At 64.5% G+C, this 17390-nt stretch carries 15 protein-coding genes; 4 read left to right on the top strand and 11 right to left on the bottom strand.

From position 1 onward, the window contains the following. Positions 1-76 precede the first annotated feature (76 nt). Both GEV05_18700 and GEV05_18695 read left to right on the top strand, forming a co-directional pair. Positions 77-1123: an integron integrase gene (locus tag GEV05_18700; protein MPZ45382.1), complete on the top strand. Its 1047-nt coding sequence runs from the start codon at positions 77-79 to the stop codon at positions 1121-1123. A 140-nt stretch (positions 1124-1263) separates the two neighbouring features. Beyond that, complete coding sequence (locus GEV05_18695) at positions 1264-2598, top strand: hypothetical protein (GenBank protein MPZ45381.1); 1335 nt, start codon at positions 1264-1266, stop codon at positions 2596-2598. A gap of 40 nt (positions 2599-2638) precedes the next feature. Here the strand turns inward: GEV05_18695 and GEV05_18690 are convergent, their stop codons facing one another. After that, on the bottom strand, positions 2639-3442 hold the full coding sequence (locus GEV05_18690; GenBank protein ID MPZ45380.1) for a 2,4-dihydroxyhept-2-ene-1,7-dioic acid aldolase: 804 nt from the start codon (positions 3440-3442) through the stop codon (positions 2639-2641). A gap of 146 nt (positions 3443-3588) precedes the next feature. Further along, positions 3589-4647 (bottom strand): LysR family transcriptional regulator, encoded by a 1059-nt coding sequence (locus tag GEV05_18685; protein ID MPZ45379.1) that lies wholly within the window; start codon positions 4645-4647, stop codon positions 3589-3591. Here GEV05_18685 and GEV05_18680 point away from each other — a divergent pair. Beyond that, a complete protein-coding gene (locus GEV05_18680) occupies positions 4606-5220 on the top strand; it encodes a DUF2917 domain-containing protein (GenBank protein ID MPZ45378.1) in 615 nt (204 codons plus the stop codon). The two genes, GEV05_18685 and GEV05_18680, sit on opposite strands and share 42 nt — an antisense overlap. A gap of 6 nt (positions 5221-5226) precedes the next feature. Here the strand turns inward: GEV05_18680 and GEV05_18675 are convergent, their stop codons facing one another. From GEV05_18675 to GEV05_18645, 7 genes are all read right to left on the bottom strand, one after another. Next, positions 5227-6075 (bottom strand): polysaccharide deacetylase family protein, encoded by an 849-nt coding sequence (locus tag GEV05_18675; GenBank protein MPZ45377.1) that lies wholly within the window; start codon positions 6073-6075, stop codon positions 5227-5229. Between the two features lie 146 nt (positions 6076-6221). Continuing rightward, positions 6222-7238 (bottom strand): tripartite tricarboxylate transporter substrate binding protein, encoded by a 1017-nt coding sequence (locus GEV05_18670; GenBank protein MPZ45376.1) that lies wholly within the window; start codon positions 7236-7238, stop codon positions 6222-6224. A 210-nt stretch (positions 7239-7448) separates the two neighbouring features. After that, positions 7449-8183 carry an ATP-binding cassette domain-containing protein gene (locus GEV05_18665; GenBank protein ID MPZ45375.1) on the bottom strand — a complete coding sequence of 245 codons (735 nt, stop codon included), beginning with the start codon at positions 8181-8183 and terminating at the stop codon, positions 7449-7451. A 130-nt stretch (positions 8184-8313) separates the two neighbouring features. Beyond that, positions 8314-8985, bottom strand: a complete 672-nt coding sequence (locus GEV05_18660) for an ABC transporter permease subunit (protein ID MPZ45374.1) — start codon at positions 8983-8985, stop codon at positions 8314-8316. Then, positions 8982-9623, bottom strand: coding sequence for an ABC transporter permease subunit (locus tag GEV05_18655; GenBank protein ID MPZ45373.1), 642 nt, complete (start codon positions 9621-9623; stop codon positions 8982-8984). Before GEV05_18655 ends, GEV05_18660 begins: the two co-directional genes overlap by 4 nt. A 105-nt stretch (positions 9624-9728) precedes the next feature. Continuing rightward, positions 9729-10631 carry a transporter substrate-binding domain-containing protein gene (locus GEV05_18650; GenBank protein ID MPZ45372.1) on the bottom strand — a complete coding sequence of 301 codons (903 nt, stop codon included), beginning with the start codon at positions 10629-10631 and terminating at the stop codon, positions 9729-9731. 74 nt (positions 10632-10705) lie between these two features. Then, positions 10706-12079 carry an amidohydrolase family protein gene (locus GEV05_18645; GenBank protein MPZ45371.1) on the bottom strand — a complete coding sequence of 458 codons (1374 nt, stop codon included), beginning with the start codon at positions 12077-12079 and terminating at the stop codon, positions 10706-10708. A gap of 233 nt (positions 12080-12312) precedes the next feature. On the opposite strand from GEV05_18645, the gene GEV05_18640 reads away from it, so the two are divergent. After that, positions 12313-13386, top strand: coding sequence for a GTP-binding protein (locus GEV05_18640; GenBank protein ID MPZ45370.1), 1074 nt, complete (start codon positions 12313-12315; stop codon positions 13384-13386). Positions 13387-13425: 39 nt separating this feature from the next. Here GEV05_18640 and GEV05_18635 read toward each other — a convergent pair whose 3' ends face one another. Then, positions 13426-16317, bottom strand: a complete 2892-nt coding sequence (locus GEV05_18635) for a PEP-CTERM sorting domain-containing protein (protein MPZ45369.1) — start codon at positions 16315-16317, stop codon at positions 13426-13428. 180 nt (positions 16318-16497) lie between these two features. Next, entirely contained in the window at positions 16498-17385 is an 888-nt protein-coding gene (locus GEV05_18630) for a hypothetical protein (protein MPZ45368.1), read from the bottom strand. Positions 17386-17390: the final 5 nt, after the last annotated feature.

Below are 17390 nucleotides of genomic sequence, written 5' to 3'. Positions count from 1 at the left end.
ACGCCTTCAATTGCGTCATTAGGACGGATAAAACCGGCCTTGACGCAGGCGTCCGGGAGTGTCAGCATTCAGCTGTATGTACAACCAGTATCACGGCCGATCAACCGCAGTCCTCGCCTATTCGCTGCGCGAGCCCGAGGCAGCTCAGCCGCCCCGCCTGCTCGATCAGGTGCGCGATCGTATTCGTTTCAAGCACTACAGTATACGCACCGAACAGGCCTACGTGCATTGGATTCGGCGCTTCGTCATATTTCATGCACGACGACACCCGAACGACATGGGTGCGCCCGAAGTGATCCGGTTTCTTACGCACTTGGCGGTCCATGAAAATGTTGCGGCCTCGACCCAGAACCAGGCAAAGAGCGCACTACTCTTTCTCTACCGGGAAGTTTTGGCCACCGAACTGCCGTGGATGGACGATATCGAGGGGGCCAAGCGGCCGCAGCGCCTTCCTGTCGTGCTTACCGGCCAGGAAGCGGCCGCGGTTCTGGATCGCATTCATGGCGTGCACGGGCTCGTAACCCGCCTATTGTATGGCACTGGCATGCGCCTGATGGAGGCTTTGCGCCTCCGGGTCAAGGACGTGGAATTCTCTCGACGAGAGATTCTCGTGCGCGAAGGTAAGGGCGCCAAGGATCGGGTTACCATGCTGCCCGAGACGCTGATTGGGCCGCTCCGCGCCCATCTGGGTTGGGTGCAAGAGTTGCACAGAATGGACATGGCGCGCGGGCTGGGCGAGGTCTACCTGCCCTTCGCGCTGGGGCGAAAGTACCCGTCGGCGGGACGCGAGTGGCGCTGGCAATATGTCTTTCCGGCCGATCAGTTCTCGGAGGATCCGAGATCCGGAGCGCGTCGCCGCCATCACCTCAGCGAGCAGGCCATCCAACGTGCGGTCCGGCAGGCTGCCCTGGATGCCGAGATAGAAAAGTCCGTCAGTCCGCACGCGCTTCGGCACTCCTTCGCGACTCACTTGCTGGAAAGCGGCTATGACATCCGCACGGTACAGGAGCTGCTCGGACACAAGGATGTCAGTACGACGATGATCTATACGCACGTGCTGAACAAGGGCGGTCGGGGTGCAATCAGCCCGCTCGACCGGCTTCGGCACCCGTCCGATCGCTAAGCGGGGCGGCGCCAGGCGGTTCTGCGTAGCGCGCGAGCGATATTCCGTTCTTCTGTCGGTATTCGGCGGCTCAGTTGTATCGAGTCACAACCTGTGGGTTGCATTGATGCCACGTTCGGGAGGAAGTGCTAAGTTTGCGCATGCGTCGCTCCCGCGTTCTGCTTTTTGCACTTTTCCTGTCTGCCTCGACGCTCGCACCGGCGGCCGGAAGCGTCATCCAAGCCACCCCGGAAACCTATCTCGACCGGGTTCGTACGTTGCGGGCCGGCGATACGCTCGAGCTCGCGCCGGGCCAGTATCGCGATGGCCTGCGGATTCATCACCTTGCCGGCACCGCGCAAGCGCCCATCGTGATCCGCGGTCCGACCGGTTCGCAGCCGGCGCTATTCGTTGCCCGCTCGGGCGCGAACACGGTGAGCATTGTCGACTCCAGTCACATCCATATCCGCGACCTGACGCTCGACGGCCGCGGCATCGCGGTCGACGCAGTGAAGGCCGAAGGCCACGCCAGCTACGCGCATCACATCACGCTCGAGAACCTTACCATCGTCGGTCATGGTGCGAGTCAGCAGAACGTGGCCATCTCCACCAAGTGTCCGGCCTGGGGCTGGATCATTCGAGGCAATCGCATCCACGCCGCCGGCACCGGCATGTACCTCGGCAATTCCGATGGCTCGGCTCCCTTCTACGCCGGCGTGATCGAATACAACCTCGTCACCGACCCGCGCGGCTATGCGATCCAGATCAAGCACCAGCGTGCGCGGCCGGCGCTCGACATCGCGCCGCGCGGCCGGCACGTCACGGTAATCCGGCACAACGTGCTCAGCAAGGCAGCCGGCGGTTCGCCCGGGCCGGCTGCGCGGCCGAATCTTCTTCTCGGCCACTGGCCGCTCGAGGGCGAAGGCTCGCAGGACCGCTACCTCGTGTACGGAAACTTCATCGCGGACAATCCGCACGAAGCGCTCATCCAGGCCGAAGGCAACGTGGCCATCTATAACAATGTGCTGAGAAACCCTTACGGTCCCGGCATTCACATCCAGCCGCATAACGACGTACCGCGCGAGGTGAGCATCCTTCTCAACACGATCATCGCGAGCGGGAATCCGATCGTCGTGCGCATGTCGGAAGGACCATCAACACATACGCAAGTCGTTGCCTCGAACGCGGTGTTCTCCGCGCATGCGATCTCGGGTAAAAGGCAGGAGCACAACGCGATCTTTCGTTATGAAGAGGCCGTTGCGTTGCTAAGCGCGGGCGAGCAGAACCGTCCGTTCGATCCGTATCCAAGAGACGAACGTCTGCGCTGCCCGCGGATCGATGCGCAATTGATCGCAGCGCTGCCCGAAGCAGCGTGCGACTTCAATGGCCGCCGGCGCACGATCGCTTATTGCGGCGCCTACGCGGGCAGCGGCCGCAATCCCGGTTGGCTCCCTGCACTTCGCATCAAGCCAAGAACGATCTGCGCGCGGCAGTGATGCGCTCGGGTTGTCGGTTGTGATCGGTGCGCGTGGTGCCTCAGTAGCCGCCCGCGCTTTGCGGCGCAACCGGCGTCATCGGTGACCAGCCGTTGAGCTTGCCGACCTCGGCCTTGACGTAGTTCATCATCGCATTGCGGTCGGGCACCAGCATGACCATCTGGAAGCCCTGATCGATATAGCGCTGCGTGAACTTGGCGCTGTTGGTATGGATGCCGGCGACGATCTTGTGCCGCTTGCATGCTTCCAGGATCCGGTTCACCGTCGCGATGTGCTTGGGATCGTCGTTGTCCATGATCGGCGGCAGGCCGAGTGCGAGCGCGAGATCGGTAGGACCGATGTAGACCGCGTCCAGCCCTGGCGTGGAGGCGATCTCGTCGAGTTTCTCGATGCCTTCCGCGGTCTCGACCATCGCGGCGCAGATCACTTCGTCGTTCGCGTGCTTCTGGTAGTCGGCCCCCGCGTAGAGCAGTACCCGATTGGGGCCGTTGCTGCGCATGCCTTTGGGTGGATAGCGGCAAGCCGCGACTGCGCGTTCGGCCTCTGCCCGGTTGCTCACCATCGGCACGATAACGCCGTAGGCGCCGGCGTCGAGCACCTTCATGATCATGGCCGGCTCGTTCCACGGCACGCGCACCAACGGCGTTACGTCGGTCGTGGATATCGCGGTCAGCATAGTCACGGCATCGGAGTAATCCACGCAGCCGTGCTGCATGTCGACGCAGAGCCAATCCAGGCCGGTGTGCGCCATCACCTCCGTGGCGAAGCAATGCGGAATCGAGAGCCAGCCGCCAACGGCGGGCTTGCCTTCGCGCCACAATTTCTTGACTCGATTGAATCGCATCGGTCTCACTCCCGTGTGTCGTGGTTTCGAAATGAACTCGCTATGACGGAACCCTTGCACTCGTGCGCCGCTATCGCCTCGTGCATCGGCAAGTCCGCGCGCGTCGTCTGCATCGTGCTGCCTCGAATTCTACCTGCATCAGCCGCTCAGGATCGACGGGACGATTTCGCGCGTTTGTCACGGGAGCCGTGCCGAGGCTTCGTGCTGTCGGCGCGAATCTCGTCCATCAGCCAGGCCACGAACGCATCGACATCGACCTTGTCGGCGCTGGCCGACGAACGCAGCAGATACCAGGCACGCGCAGGGACCGCGGCGTCCTTGAACGGCGTCACCAGTTTGCCGTCCCGCACGAGCTCCCGCACCAGCGGGTCGAGACCGAGCGCGACACCCTGAGCGTTCACGGCTGCCTGGATCATCTGGTCGTAATGATTGAAGTGAAGTTTCCGCGCCGGGTTGAAATCGACCAGGCCCACCGCGTGAAACCACAGGCTCCAGTCGAACCACCCGGCGTGCGGATCGTCGAGATACAGAATCGGAAAACGTCTGAGATCGTTCGGCGCCACCAGCGGCTGCGACTGCTCGATCAGGCGCGGGCTGCACACCGGGGTGACGTGGCCGCCGAAAAGCCGCCGCCCGCCCGAGTTCAACTCCTGCGTGCAGAAGCGAATGGCGATATCGACTTCCGATCGTTCGAGATCCACCCGCTGGTTGGTGGCCGAAGTGCGCACGTCGATGCCCGGGTGCGCGTTGACGAATCGCGCAAGCCGCGGAATGAGCCATAGGGACGCAAAGCCCGGCGTGGTCGTAAGCGTAATGGTGCGAATGTCGGCCGTGCCGCGTAGAGCGCGCGTCGACGCATCGATCCGCCCCAGGACGTCCTGCGCCGTCCGATAGACGCTTCGTCCCGCCGCCGTCAAGAGAAGCGCTCGCGTCTTACGCTCGAACAGCCGCACCCCGAGCGCGCCTTCGAGTGCCTGCACCTGCCGGCTCACGGCCGACTGGGTCAGGAACAGCTCTTCGCCCGCCTTGGTGAAGGACAGGTGACGCGCTGCGGCCTCGCAACAGTTCCAGCGGGGGCAAGTCGTAACGGCCTTTATGCATTCCCATGGCGCATCCATCGGATTCCGAGATAACGTTTGTTCGGGCATCGCTTCGACCGCATCATGTACGCCATGGAAGAAGAATGGAAGGGCAGACGGTGGCATTCATTCCCGATCGGCATGCATAAGGGGTGCACCATGAACTCTGGCAAGGACCGTCAATCCGCGCTATTGGGGCGTGGAAGTCTGATGCGCATCGAAGCGATCGCCGGCAATCGCGTGGCCTGCCTGCGCGGCATGGTGTGGCTCACGCAGGAACGCGATCCGCTCGACCGCATTCTTTGCGCCGGTGAGACGTTCACGATCGACCGCCCTGGAATCGTGCTGATCAATGCGCTTGCGCACGATGCGGTACTGGAATGCTCGGAGCCGTCGCGCTGCTCGATTACACGGCCCTTGCCATACCGGAGCAAGAATGCTCTGTCGCTCGCAACGGAGATCGACCACATCAAGGCGCGCGTCGAGCCGAAGGCGCTACGCGCGATGTCCGCCGGCATCCGGCATGAAACCGTCGAACTGGAAGCGCGGCGAATGCGCGGCCAGGTGGTCTGGCTCGTCATTCAGCATGCGAGACGGGCAGCGGTCACCATCGCGGCCAGCGCGGCGGCGCGTGCATCTGCCCTGTTTGCACGCATTGGGCGCGCGGTAGCGCGCACGCGCCGAGCGAACGCGAACTGAAATCTGCTAGCGGCGGAAGTGCGCAGTGAGCAGCGGCTGATCGAGCTCCTGCTCGGCGGTGTAGCGCGCGATCTCGCCATGGCGGGCGAACCACACGCCCGCGAAACGGCCGAAATGATCCAGAATCTTGTGCAACATTGCGCTCACCAGCGGCCGGCCGCCGTAGTGGGCGTGTATCGCGAGATGCAGCAATGCGCCGTGCTCGCGCGCGTAAAGATGGTCGAACGTGTCGGCGTAGACTTCGTAGTAAGCGCGGGGGTTGAGGCGCTGCACACGGTTGTCGACGAACTCCGACCAGGGAATCGCGACAATGGGACCTGCCTGCGTCTGCTCCAACCGAGGCAGGCTGTAGTCGAGCGCATCGCAATGCCACTTCACGCCTTCCTCGACCAGCAGCGGCGTCGTATGCCGGTCGTTGCCGTAGACCGGGGTGACCCAGCCCTCCGGCCTCGTTCCTGAAGTGCGCTCCAGGATATCGAGGCTGCTGCGAATCAACGCGCGCTGCTCGTCCGGGGGAAAATCGAGCAGGTACTGATCCTGCGCATAGCCGTGACCTGCGACATCGATCCCGCAATTCACGATATGACCCACGGCATCCGGATAGCGCTCGGCGCTCAGCGCGTTGCAGAACACGGTTGCCGGAATGCCGCGCTCGCTCAACAGGCTTGCCAGGCGCCAGATTCCTTCGTTGCCACCGTACTCGGACCAGCGGCTCGCGGAGAGATCGGTGGCGCCGGGCTTGAGTGGCGTGGTGCGCGGAAAATACGCCGGGTGCTTGCCGGCCGACCAGCTCTCGAACAAAACGCTGACGATGATGGCAATGCGCTTGTCGTTGGGCCAGCGATGGACGTCCATTGCGGTGCTCCTGTTGGAGCGGTTGATTATCGCGGCAAACAGCTGGCGCACAATGCCCGCACCCCCCAATCTCTCCTGAAGGGCGAGGGGCGTTGGGAAAGAGGTATCGGGGTTGCGGGAAAGACCGTGCTGCAGGTCGCTGCGTCCTAGTTCGGCTTCAATCCAGCCACCCGGATCGCATCCCCATAGTTTTTCCAATCGCGCCGAATCAGCGCTTCGAACTCTTGCGGCGAGCCGACCAGCGGCTCGGCGCCCGCCTTGACCATGGCATTGCGCGTCTGAGCATCGCCGACGGCGGCATGCAAGGTCCGGTACAGCCGATCGAACACCGGCTTCGCGATGCCGCTCGGCGCGGCCAGTCCCGCCCAGCCCACCAGGTCGAAGCCCGCCACGCCGGCTTCGGCAACGGTCGGAAGGTCGGGCGCGACCGACGAACGCTTCGCACCGCCCACCGCGAGCGCACGCAACTGACCATTGCGCACCAATCCCATCACCGAAGGCGCCGGCACGAAGGTGACTTGCGATTCGCCAGCCACGGCGGCGGCGAGCGACGGACCGGCGCCCTTGTACGGCACATGCAGCACCTGGATGCCCGCCATGTGGGTGAAATACACCCCGGCGAGGTGGCTCTGGAAGCCGGAGCCGGCATTGGACCAGTTGAGCTTGGCAGGATGCTCCTTGGCGAAGGTCACCAACTCCTGCACGCTCTTGAACGGGGTCTTGGGATTCACCACCAGCACGTTCTGCGTTACGGCGAACTGCGAGACCGGCCGGAAGTCCTTGAACGGATCGTACCGGCGCGTGGAGGTATAAATCTGCGGGCCGATCACCTGCGATGCGGTCGCGCAGGCGAACAGGGTATAGCCGTCAGGCTCGGCCCGGGCCACGATGTCGCCGCCGATGGTACCTCCGGCGCCCACGCGATTGTCCATGATCATCTGCTGGCCCAGCAGCTCGCTCATCTTGTTGAAGACGACGCGGCTCATGGTATCGATCGACGAGCCCGGGCCCTGGGCGATGACGACGCGTATCGGCTTGGTGGGATAAGGCCTGGCGCCCGCTACGGCACCGCCGGCGTCGGTGGAAAGCACAAGGAACAGGAGCGTGAACGACGGTGCAACGAAGCGCGCGCATGCCATGACATCCTCCTTTGCGGGTGGCATCCGGATGCCCCGAGCTGCGTTCGACCGTTCAGAGCATTCCCGGCGGAATCGGCAAGACGTCGACTGCGATGAGACCGTGCTTACGGGATGCTACGTTAGTCCTATCCCCGATGTCGGGCAACCGGGAAATTCACACAGGCAAAATGGCCCGAGGTCCTGCGCAGGAAGCCGCGGGGGATCGTGACACGGCATGACGGGATCTTCGCCCCGTCAGTACTGCAGGATCTTGGACAGAAAATAGCGCGCGCGCTCGTTACGCGCTTCCGGGCTGCCGAAGAACTCCGTGGTCGGGCAATCCTCGACGATGCGCCCCTCGTCCATGAACACGACGCGCGTCGATACGCTCCTCGCAAATCCCATCTCGTGCGTGACCACCATCATGGTCATGCCTTCCTTGGCGAGCCCGACCATGACGTCGAGCACCTCGCCCACCATTTCCGGATCGAGCGCGGAAGTCGGCTCATCGAACAGCATGGCGATCGGATCCATCGACAGCGCCCGCGCGATCGCAACCCGCTGCTGCTGTCCGCCCGAGAGCTGGCCGGGGAACTTGTCCTTGTGCGCGATGAGCCCGACCCGATCCAGGTACCTCAAACCCCGCTCGCGGGCCTCGTCGGGCTTGCGCTGCAGCACCTTGATCTGGCCCAGCGTGAGGTTCTGGGTCACCGTCAGGTGCGGAAAGAGCTCGAAATGCTGGAACACCATGCCGACGCGGGCACGCAGCCGCGGCAAGTCCGTACCGGCCGCGCCGACCGAGATGCCGTCGACCGATATCTGCCCCTGCTGGAACGGCTCCAGGCCGTTCACGCACTTGATGAGCGTCGACTTGCCCGAGCCCGAGGGTCCGCATACGACCACCACTTCGCCCTTGGCAACCGCGGTCGTGCACTCGCGCAACACCTCGAAGCTGCCGTACCACTTGCTCACATTCTCGATCTCGATCATCGCGGCCATGCGTTTCCTCGTTCATATTCCGGTAAGCGGCGAACAGCCGCTGAACGCTTCGCGCTCCCCTCTCCCTTCGGGAGAGGGGTTGGGGGTGAGGGAACGAGCGCGCAGCATCTGACGAAGCGCGCTAGCGGACGATGGCGATGCGGCGCTGCAAGCGCTTCACCACGTAGGACAGCGAAAAGCAGATGATGAAGTAGCACACCGCGGCCAGCAGGTAGGCTTCGATCGGTCGGTTCATGTTGCGGCCCGAGACTTCGAAACCCTTCAGCAGATCGTAGGCGCCGATCGCGTAGACGAGCGACGTGTCCTGAAACAGGATAATGGTCTGCGTGAGCAGCACCGGCAGCATGTTGCGGAACGCTTGCGGCAGCACGATGAAGCGCATGTTCTGGCCGTAGCTGAGTCCGATCGCCTGCCCGGCATAGGCCTGACCGCGCGAGATCGACTGGATGCCGGCGCGCATGATTTCGGAATAGTACGCGGCTTCGAACGCGGTGAAGGTGATGACCGCCGAAAGCTCCGCGCCGATCGGACGCCCGAGAATGAACGGGATCACCAGGAAGAACCACAGGATCACCATCACCAGCGGGATCGAGCGCATGCCGTTTACGTACGCCGCCGCGAGAATCTCCAGCCAGCGTGTTCCCGACAGGCGCAGCATCGCCAGCGCCGTGCCGAACACGATGCCGCCCAGCATGGCGACGATGGTGAGCTCGATGCTGAAGATCAGGCCCTTGAGGATGAAGTCGGTGAACAGGCCCCAGCTGAAGAGGCTCAGATCGAGCGCGAGCATCAGCGCCCCCCGCCCGCGAATCCGGGCACGCGCACGCGGCGTTCGATGAGTGCCATGACGCGGTTGACCGCAAATGCCGACACCATGTAGAGCGTAGTGACCGCGAGATAGATCTCGATCCCGCGCGCGGTCTCCTCCTGCGCCTGCAACGCGAACAGGGTGAGCTCCGAGATGCTCACCGCGAACGCCACCGACGAGTTCTTGATGATGTTCATCGCCTCCGAAGTGAGCGGCGGCACGATGATGCGAAACGCCATCGGCAGGATGACGTGGCGATAGGTCTGGGGGAGGCTCAGACCGATCGCGAGCCCGGCCATGCGCTGGCCGCTCGGCAGCGATTGGATCCCGGCTCGCACCTGCTCGGCGATCCGCGCCGACGTGAAGAAGCCGAGCGCGAACACGACCAGGAGGAACGATGGCGCCGAGCGCAGCGGCGGCACCAGCGCCGGCACCACGTGGTACCAGAGGAAGATCTGAACGAGCAGCGGGATGTTGCGAAAGAGCTCGACCCAGACGCTACCGACGCCCACCGCGAAGCGCGAGGGCAGCGTTCGCAGCGTCCCGATCACTACCCCGAAGGCCAGCGCGACGATCCAGGAACAGGCCGCGACCGAGAGCGTCCAGCCCCAGGCCGACAGCATCCAGTCGAGATAGGTTTCGCCGCCGCCGGTATCGCGGAGGAAGACCTCCCAGTCCCACCGGTAGCCCACGCGAGTTGCGGCCGCGGCGCCGGGCGGTTGCCGCGATTACTTGTTGTACGCTTCCATCGGCTTGTCGTTCAGGTTCTTGATCGCCGCCTTCAGCGTCGCGCCCATCGGCAGATTCACGCTGGTATTGCGCGGCGGGATCGGCGACAGGAACCACTTGTTGTACAGCTTCTCGTAGTCGCCGCTCTTCACCAGGTGGCGGATCGTATCGTCCACCATTTTCTTGAAGGGCGCATCGTCGCGCCGCATCATGATCGCGATCGGCTCGACCGAGAGCACTTCGCCGACGATCTTGAACGCCTTCGGATTCTTCGAGGTGGCGACCAGGCCGGCGAGGATGTTGTCGTCCATGACGAACGCGTCGGCGCGGCCGGACTCGACCAGCAGGAACGAGTCGGCGTGATCCTTGCCGTAGATCTCGTTGAAGTCGACGACCTTGGCGCGCTGGTGCTTGCGCAGATGCTGCACCGAGGTGGTGCCGGTGGTGGTGGCGACGTTGCGACCCTTCAACCGGCTGATCGAGGTGATGCTCGAGTCCGCCTTCACCACCATGCGTACCTCGGTGATATAGGTGGTGAGCGCGAAAGCCACCTGCTTCTGGCGCGCGAGGTTGTTGGTGGTCGACCCGCACTCGATGTCGATGGTGCCGTTTTCCATCAGCGGGATGCGATTCTGCGATGTGACCGGCATGTACTCGATCTCGAGCTTGGACAGCTTCAGCGCCGTCTTGATGTTGTCGATCGCGCGCTGGCAGACCTCGACGTGGAACCCGGTGTACTTGCCGGCGCCCAGGGTATAAGACAACGGCGAAGAGGAATCGCGCACGCCAATGACGACCTTGCCGGCCTCGCGGATCTTCTTCAGCGTGCCGCTGTCCTGCGCGCTGGCAGCGGTGGCGAATAGAGCAGCTGCCAAAGTGATGACTGCCGCGTGAACTCTCATCGTCGTCTCCCGAGTATCATCACTTAGCCCGCCGACATTACAGCGTTTGCGCCGGCAGTGCCAGCCGTGCGCGCTCAGAGGTTATCGATCTTCTGCCAATCGGCTGCCTGCACCACGTTTTTGCTCTTGCCCGGCCGCCGATCGACGCATACGCGGCCTTCCTTCAGCACCAGAGCGATATTCTTCTTCTCCTGGATGACCCGGATGTCGGCCAGCGGATCGCCGTCGACCGCAACGATGTCGGCGAGCTTGCCCGCTTCGATGGTGCCGAGGTCATGTTCCAGGCGCAGCGCTTCGGCCCCGTTCTTGGTCGCGGTCTGAATCGCGTGCATCGGCGTCATGCCCAGCCCCACGTAGACCTCGAGCTCCCAGCCGTTATCGCCGAAATGCGGCTCGAAGCCCATGTCGGTGCCCATGGCGATGTTCACGCCCGCCTTGTACATCTTCTGGAACGTGTTGTAGCAGTGCGGCTGCAGCTTCTTCAGCTTGTTCAGCACGAACGGCGAAGTGCCCAGCTGGCGGCGCAGCTCGATCGCATGGTCGGTGCGATGCGCCAGCGTCGGCGTGACCGCCACACCGGCTTCCCGGATCATGTCGATGGTCTCGTCGTCGGAGAACACCATGTGCTCGATGGTGTCGGCGCCGGCCTTGAGCGCCATGCGCTGACCGCTCACGGTGAAGCAATGCACCGCGCACGGCTTGTGGAAGGCATGCGCCTCGTCCACGATGGCATCGATCTCGTCCTGGCACATGTTGCGGATGTCGGGCTCTTCCTTGTCGGTCCCGCCCCCGCCCGAGGCGCACGTCTTGACGATGTCGCAGCCCCACAGGATGTTGAGCCGCGCGAGCTTACGCAGCTCCCAGGGTCCGTCGCCGTTGTTGAAGCCCGAACGGGGCATCGCGCGCGGTTGGATGAGATCCAGATGCGAGCCGGTGATGGTGGTGAAGCCGCCGATCAGCATGCGCGGACCTTCGACGATGCCGGCGTTGATGGAATCGCGCACCGCGCACAGCTCCTGGGTGAAGAGCCCGCGGCTCGAATTCATGCCCAGGTCGCGCAGCGTGGTGAAGCCCATGTCGAGGCAGTTCTGCGCGTGGAACAGCGCATACATCTGCTGCAGGTGCGGCATCACCTCCCACTGCGCTACGCGATGGTTATGGAAGGTCATGCAATTGAACATGCCGGTGTGCACGTGGCAGTCCATCAGGCCAGGCATCAAGGTGTACTTGGAAGCGTCGATGGTCTCGGCGCCGGCCGGGATTTGCACCTTGCCCTTCACGCCCACCGCCTTGATCCGCTTGCCTTCGAGCACGATCACGGGATTTTTCACCACCGCGCCGCCGTTGCCGTCGATCAAGGCCTTGCCCGTAATGGCAACCAGCTTGCCGCCCTCGGCCGGCACGGGCCAGGGCGCTTCCGGCTTCCACCAGCCTTTGCGTTCCGCCATGCTTCCTCCTCAACGAGCATGTTTGCATCCGAGGATTGGGAGTGTGCCACAGCGGGCCGCAACGCAGAATGCCCGCCAGGAATGGCGCGACGGCAGCGCTGAGGCGCGTGGGCCTCTGCCCTCTACCTACGAGGAAGAGAAGCCAGAGCGGCCAACGAAGTGGCGTGGTGGAAGCGCCAAGATGGCGTGGGTCGCTTGGCGGCGCGCTGGCCCATTGATAGCATGGCCGGACCATGAGCGAGGCGCGCATACCGGTCACCCTCTTCACCGGCTTCCTGGGCAGCGGCAAGACGACGCTGCTCAACCGCCTGATCGGTACGCCGGCGTTCGCGCGCGCGGCGGTGGTGATCAACGAATTCGGCGAGATGGCGATCGATCATCTGCTGGTCGCCTCGCCCCTCGAACACCTGGTGGTGTTGGACAACGGCTGCATCTGCTGCAGCGCGCGCGGCGATCTCGCCGGCGCGTTGCGTACGCTGGCGCGCGGATATGCCGGGGGCTCGGCATTCGACCGGGTGCTGGTCGAGACGACCGGGTTGGCCGATCCGGTGCCGCTGATGGAGACGCTGTGCGAGGACGCCCACATGGCCGAACGCTACCGCCCGCACGGCGTCATCACGATGGTCGACGGCGTCAACGCAGCCGGGCAGTTGGAAGAGTTCGCCGAGCCCGTCAAGCAGGTCGCGATCGCCGACCGGCTGCTCGTGAGCAAGCCCGACCTGGCAGCACCCGAGGGACTCGACCGGCTCGAAGCCCGGCTGCGGGCGCTCAATCCCGGCGCGCCCATCCTGCGCGTGGTCACGACCGAGACCGACGCGGCGACCGCGCTGGGCCCGGCCTGGCAACCCGAGGCCGAAGGGGCGTTCGACTGGCTCGCACGGGCCGATCAGGTGGCGCGCGCAGCCGGCAATGATCGCAGCGAGCACCTGGCGCAATCGGATGCCCTGCGCACATTCACGCTCTGGCACGACGCACCGGTAACCCGCGCCGGCCTGGTGCTATGGCTCGACAAGCTGGCCGGGCTCAAGGGCGCGCAGCTGCTGCGCATGAAAGGCGTGCTCAATGTCGAAGGCGAGCCGGTCGCCGTGCACGCGGTGCAAAGAATCGTGCACGAGCCGGTGTTCCTGCCGCGCTGGCCGGATCAGGAACGGCGCTCGCGCCTGGTCTTCATCACCCGCGGTCTTGCTCGCGGGACGGTGGAGCGTACGCTGGACGCGCTCGGCTTCGCACTGGGCAGCAAGCGCAGCCGGTTCGTGGATCCGGAAACCTACGCGCGCTTCGTCGCTGCCTCGGGACGTTTTCGCTGAAAGACCGCGATGCGAGCTCTTGTCCGCTCGCGTTTCTGCTCAGCCTGCGCGCAGCATGCGACGGCGCTTGCGTCTGACCGTCCAGGCGACCAGGCCGACGCCCGCGAGCATCAGGGCATAGGTTTCGGGTTCGGGCACCGGCGCGAGCGCCTCGGTAACCCGCAGCAGCACGAAACCGTTGTCATACATTGGCGCGAATTTGCCGGCACCGAAGCCGGTCAGGGTCAGGGCATCGAACGTTCCGCTCAGCGGTCCGCTGGCCTCGATGATGTTGATCGTCTCGCCGACCGCCATCCGGCAATCGGCAAAACAATGCAGCGCCAGCGTGCCGTCCAACATCACGATGCCCTTCACCACCAGCCGGTCGTACAGGCTCGCCGAATTCACCTCGATGTCCAGAACGCCGTCGTCGTTTTGCGCAAAATGGCCGTCGATCGTCAGCGTCCCGGGAGACGCACCCGGCGCGATATGGCCGTCGTTGTTCAGCATGCCAGCGAGCGCGAAGGTGCCCGTGCCGGTCAGCACGCCGGTGTTCTGAAAATTGTTCGGCAATACGATGGTGCCGCTGCGCACGTCGATCGCGCCGGTGTTGCTGAAGGTCACGCCAGCGAGCGAGGTCTCGCCGCTGCCGCCCGATTTTACGAAGCGGCCGTTGTTCACGAACGCGCCCGGCATGCCGGTCGCATGCGCCAGGTCGGCATCGGTGGAAACGTCGAAGACGCCGTCGTTGGTGAAGCGTGCGCCATTTGCCGTCTGCAACGACGCATCCGACTTCCAGGCTACGGTGCCCTTGTTGAGCACGCTGCCGCCGCGCTGGGTCTTGGCGCCTGTGCCTGTGGCCGCCAATGTGCTGCCCGAAGCGACCTCCCAATCGCCCTGCAATTCCCCGCCACGCCATTCGAGCGTGCCTTGTGCGATCGCCTTCGATCCGGTGGTTGCGTCGCCGCCGAAGCGAACGCCACCGGGAGCGAAGACCAGGTTGGCCGAGCGAAAGGCGCCGACGAAGCGGGCGTCGTTGCTGACCGTATGCGTGCCCGCGCCCGTGAACCGGGTCCCATCGTTGAATTGTGCGAAGCCGCTCGCGTACACGATCGCGCTTGCCGCGCCGGCTTCGAACTCGCCGCCGTTGGACGTGAGCGCAACGCCGCTGAACGTCAGCGTCGCGCCGTTGGCTGCGCGCACGATGCCGCTCGCCGCGTTGGTGAACGAATTGCGGTTGCCGCTGCCCTGGAAGGTGAGGCTCGAGCTCGTATCGGCCTCGAACAGCCCGTTGTTCACGAACGCGGCGCCGTTCCCGCCCTGCAATGCCGCCTCCGAATTCCAGAACACGCTGCCGTCGTTGACGATCGACCCGTCCAAATGCTGCTTGGTCCCCGCTCCGACGACGGCGAGCACGCTTCCGGCCTGGATTTCCCACGCGCCCCGGAGAATACCTCCGGTCCAGGTGAGCCGGCCTTGCAGTATCGCCTTCGATCCCGCGCTCACGCCATCGCCGCCGGACTGCGTTCCGCCCGAGAACGCCACGTTCCCCGCCACGTTCCCGGTCTGGACCGCGCCGACGAAGCGGGCGTCGTTGTTGAACACATGGGTTCCCGGCCCGGTGAATCGCGTGCCGTCGTTGAAGCGCGCGAAGCCGCCCACGTAGACGATGCTCGCCCCTGACCCCGCATTGAACTCGCCACCTTCGCTCACCAGGGCAGCGCCATCGACCGTCAGCGTGACGCCATCCGCGGCCCGCACGATGCCGGACGCGTGGTTGACGAACGTATTGCGGCTCGCCGTGTTGAAGGTGGCGATGCGCGTATCGACTTGCGCCTCGAACAGGCCGCGATTGGCGAAGGCTGCGTTGTTGCCGCCCTGGAATCCCGTCGCGGCGTTCCAGAACACTGTTCCCAGATTGAGGATGGAACCGCCGGCCTGGCGTTTCGCGCCCGCGCCGTAAGCCTCTAGTGTGCTTCCCGCGCCGATCTCCCAGCTACCTGCGAAATCGCCGGCGGCCCATGCGAGCTGACCGGCGGCCTTGGTGGCACCGCCCGCCAGCTTGGCGTTGGCGCCGGTGAAAACGCCCGCCGACAACACCAGGTTGTCCGAGAAGAGATTGCCGTTGAACGCCGCATCGGCCGTGACGCTCACGCTACCGGCGCCCTGGAACTTCGAGCCGGCGTTGAACGTGGTCGTGCCGCCGTTGAATACGAGGGTGCCGACCTGCGAATCGAGGGTTCCCGCGTTATTGGCAAACGCCCAGTTGCCGATCGTCGTCGTGCCCGTCGTGCCGTTACCGCCGCTTTTACGCAGGATGCCCGTGTTGGTAAAAATGGGCAGGCCAGCGCCGGTGAGGCTGTTGTCGCCGTGCGCTTCCCACAGGCCCATGTTCGACACGGTCGCGCCGTTCGCGCCGTGTATGCTGCCGCCCAGCCACCGAACGTGCCCTGAATTGACGAACGAGCCGCCGAAGAAGCGCTTGTTGTCACCGGTATCGATCACCAAGGTATCGCCCGCGGGAAGCGAGCTCGGTGTGGTCACGCTGGGGGGGAAGTCGCCCGTCGTCCACAGGAAGCTTGCGGCGAATCCGTCCGAAGAGAGTGCAGACAGTGCGCCGAACGCCAGCGCGATGGCCTTGCTGCGCGCGATGAGCTTGCTGCGCGATGGGTAGCGCATTGCGGCCACCTGCAAGCAGGATCGGTGGCGCTCCTCCTTCTCCGAATCGTTCGAATAACGACTCGCCGCAGCTGGCGATATGAAGCTGCGAAGAAGCGAATGCCGATGGCCGGCGGTGGATTGACGAGCATAGAGGACGGCAGGAACAGGCGGACGAGTCTCCACTGCGAGGGGCATTTCTTGTTCTCTCCTCGACAACCGGCATAGCGGCATGCGGCGGGCGAGCCGGCCAAAAGCGAGCTGACCGGCGAATCGTTTCGCACATTCGGTCAAACCGCTAGCACCCGCTATGCCAGCCGTATACTACTCGACATAACAATAGGTTGCGAAACGGCCGTGAAAAATACCCTGGATTGTGTAAAACCCTTCGACATGCGGGCATGCCACTGCGTGCGCGGCAAGCAAGGGAATCGCGCGCGTCAGGCATCTACGGAAACTCGATCGCGGTCAGCGTCAGCGCTTCAGGCCGTGCCGGCCGATATTGCGTGCGCGATAGACGCCGCCGTCGCCGGCGGTGAGGTAGAGACTGCCCAGGTCCGAGTCGCCGAAAGCGCAGCGCATGGGCAGATCGGCGGGTGCGGGGTGCGACTCGACGATCGTGCCCTGCGGCGTGATGACGTACAGCATCGCGCCGGCGCCGCCGCGCTTCCATCCCGCGCACGCGACGATGTTGCCCTCGGCATCGAGGCACATCCCCTCGATGCCGCGGTCGACCGCAGTGAAGGTGATGAGACTCTTCCCCGGGCCGACGCTGCCCTCGATCGATAGCTCGTAGGCCAACAACTGGCAGACGTCGCCCCGCTCGATGTCGCCGTCGGCCACGTACAACGTTCTCTCGTCGGCCGAGAGCAGCAGCGCGCGCGGACCGAACGTGTCGTGCGTGACGCGCGTGAGCCGGTACAGCCCCGGCCCCACCGGGTCGTTGCGCAATACCGAGGCGTGCTCGAGGAAGGGCGCCGTCGGCGGGCCGTAAGGCGCCTGGCTGTTGTACGCATCGGCGATCCAGACCCGCCCGCGGCTGTCCACCGCCACGTCGGTGGGCTGGTTGTGGCGGCGGCCGTCCAGATACTCGGTCACCGGCGCGGTCGATCCATCCGCCATGAATCGAACCACACGCCGGCCGCCTTCCTGCGCGCCGTACACCGATCCATCCTGGGCGATCGCGATGCCGTTCACGCGCCCGGTCCAGCGGCGAAAATCCTCGACCTTGCGCGTCTCGGGATCGAGTCGCACCACACGCTCCTCGGCGACCGCGCTCACCAGGAGGCTCGTGCCGTCCCAGGCAACACCGCCGGTGCGCCCGTTGAACGGGCCGGCGATGCGTTCGAAGCTCCATGCCATGGTGA

It is taken from the genome of Betaproteobacteria bacterium (assembly GCA_009377585.1).
In the GTDB taxonomy this organism is placed as follows: Bacteria; Pseudomonadota; Gammaproteobacteria; order Burkholderiales; family WYBJ01; genus WYBJ01.
The sequence above is the reverse complement of the archived record's forward strand: the minus strand, read 5'-3'. Positions and strand labels throughout refer to the sequence as shown.

Excerpts from the sequence above, each read along its gene's own strand:
- GEV05_18700 (MPZ45382.1), top strand. The coding sequence starts at position 77 with ATGTACAACCAGTATCACGGCCGATCAACCGCAGTCCTCGCCTATTCG.
- GEV05_18695 (MPZ45381.1), top strand. The coding sequence starts at position 1,264 with ATGCGTCGCTCCCGCGTTCTGCTTTTTGCACTTTTCCTGTCTGCCTCG.
- GEV05_18690 (MPZ45380.1), bottom strand. The coding sequence starts at position 3,442 with ATGCGATTCAATCGAGTCAAGAAATTGTGGCGCGAAGGCAAGCCCGCC.
- GEV05_18680 (MPZ45378.1), top strand. The coding sequence starts at position 4,606 with ATGTACGCCATGGAAGAAGAATGGAAGGGCAGACGGTGGCATTCATTC.
- GEV05_18685 (MPZ45379.1), bottom strand. The coding sequence starts at position 4,647 with ATGCCACCGTCTGCCCTTCCATTCTTCTTCCATGGCGTACATGATGCG.
- GEV05_18675 (MPZ45377.1), bottom strand. The coding sequence starts at position 6,075 with ATGGACGTCCATCGCTGGCCCAACGACAAGCGCATTGCCATCATCGTC.
- GEV05_18670 (MPZ45376.1), bottom strand. The coding sequence starts at position 7,238 with ATGCCACCCGCAAAGGAGGATGTCATGGCATGCGCGCGCTTCGTTGCA.
- GEV05_18665 (MPZ45375.1), bottom strand. The coding sequence starts at position 8,183 with ATGATCGAGATCGAGAATGTGAGCAAGTGGTACGGCAGCTTCGAGGTG.
- GEV05_18655 (MPZ45373.1), bottom strand. The coding sequence starts at position 9,623 with ATGCTGTCGGCCTGGGGCTGGACGCTCTCGGTCGCGGCCTGTTCCTGG.
- GEV05_18650 (MPZ45372.1), bottom strand. The coding sequence starts at position 10,631 with ATGAGAGTTCACGCGGCAGTCATCACTTTGGCAGCTGCTCTATTCGCC.
- GEV05_18645 (MPZ45371.1), bottom strand. The coding sequence starts at position 12,079 with ATGGCGGAACGCAAAGGCTGGTGGAAGCCGGAAGCGCCCTGGCCCGTG.
- GEV05_18640 (MPZ45370.1), top strand. The coding sequence starts at position 12,313 with ATGAGCGAGGCGCGCATACCGGTCACCCTCTTCACCGGCTTCCTGGGC.
- GEV05_18630 (MPZ45368.1), bottom strand. The coding sequence starts at position 17,385 with ATGGCATGGAGCTTCGAACGCATCGCCGGCCCGTTCAACGGGCGCACC.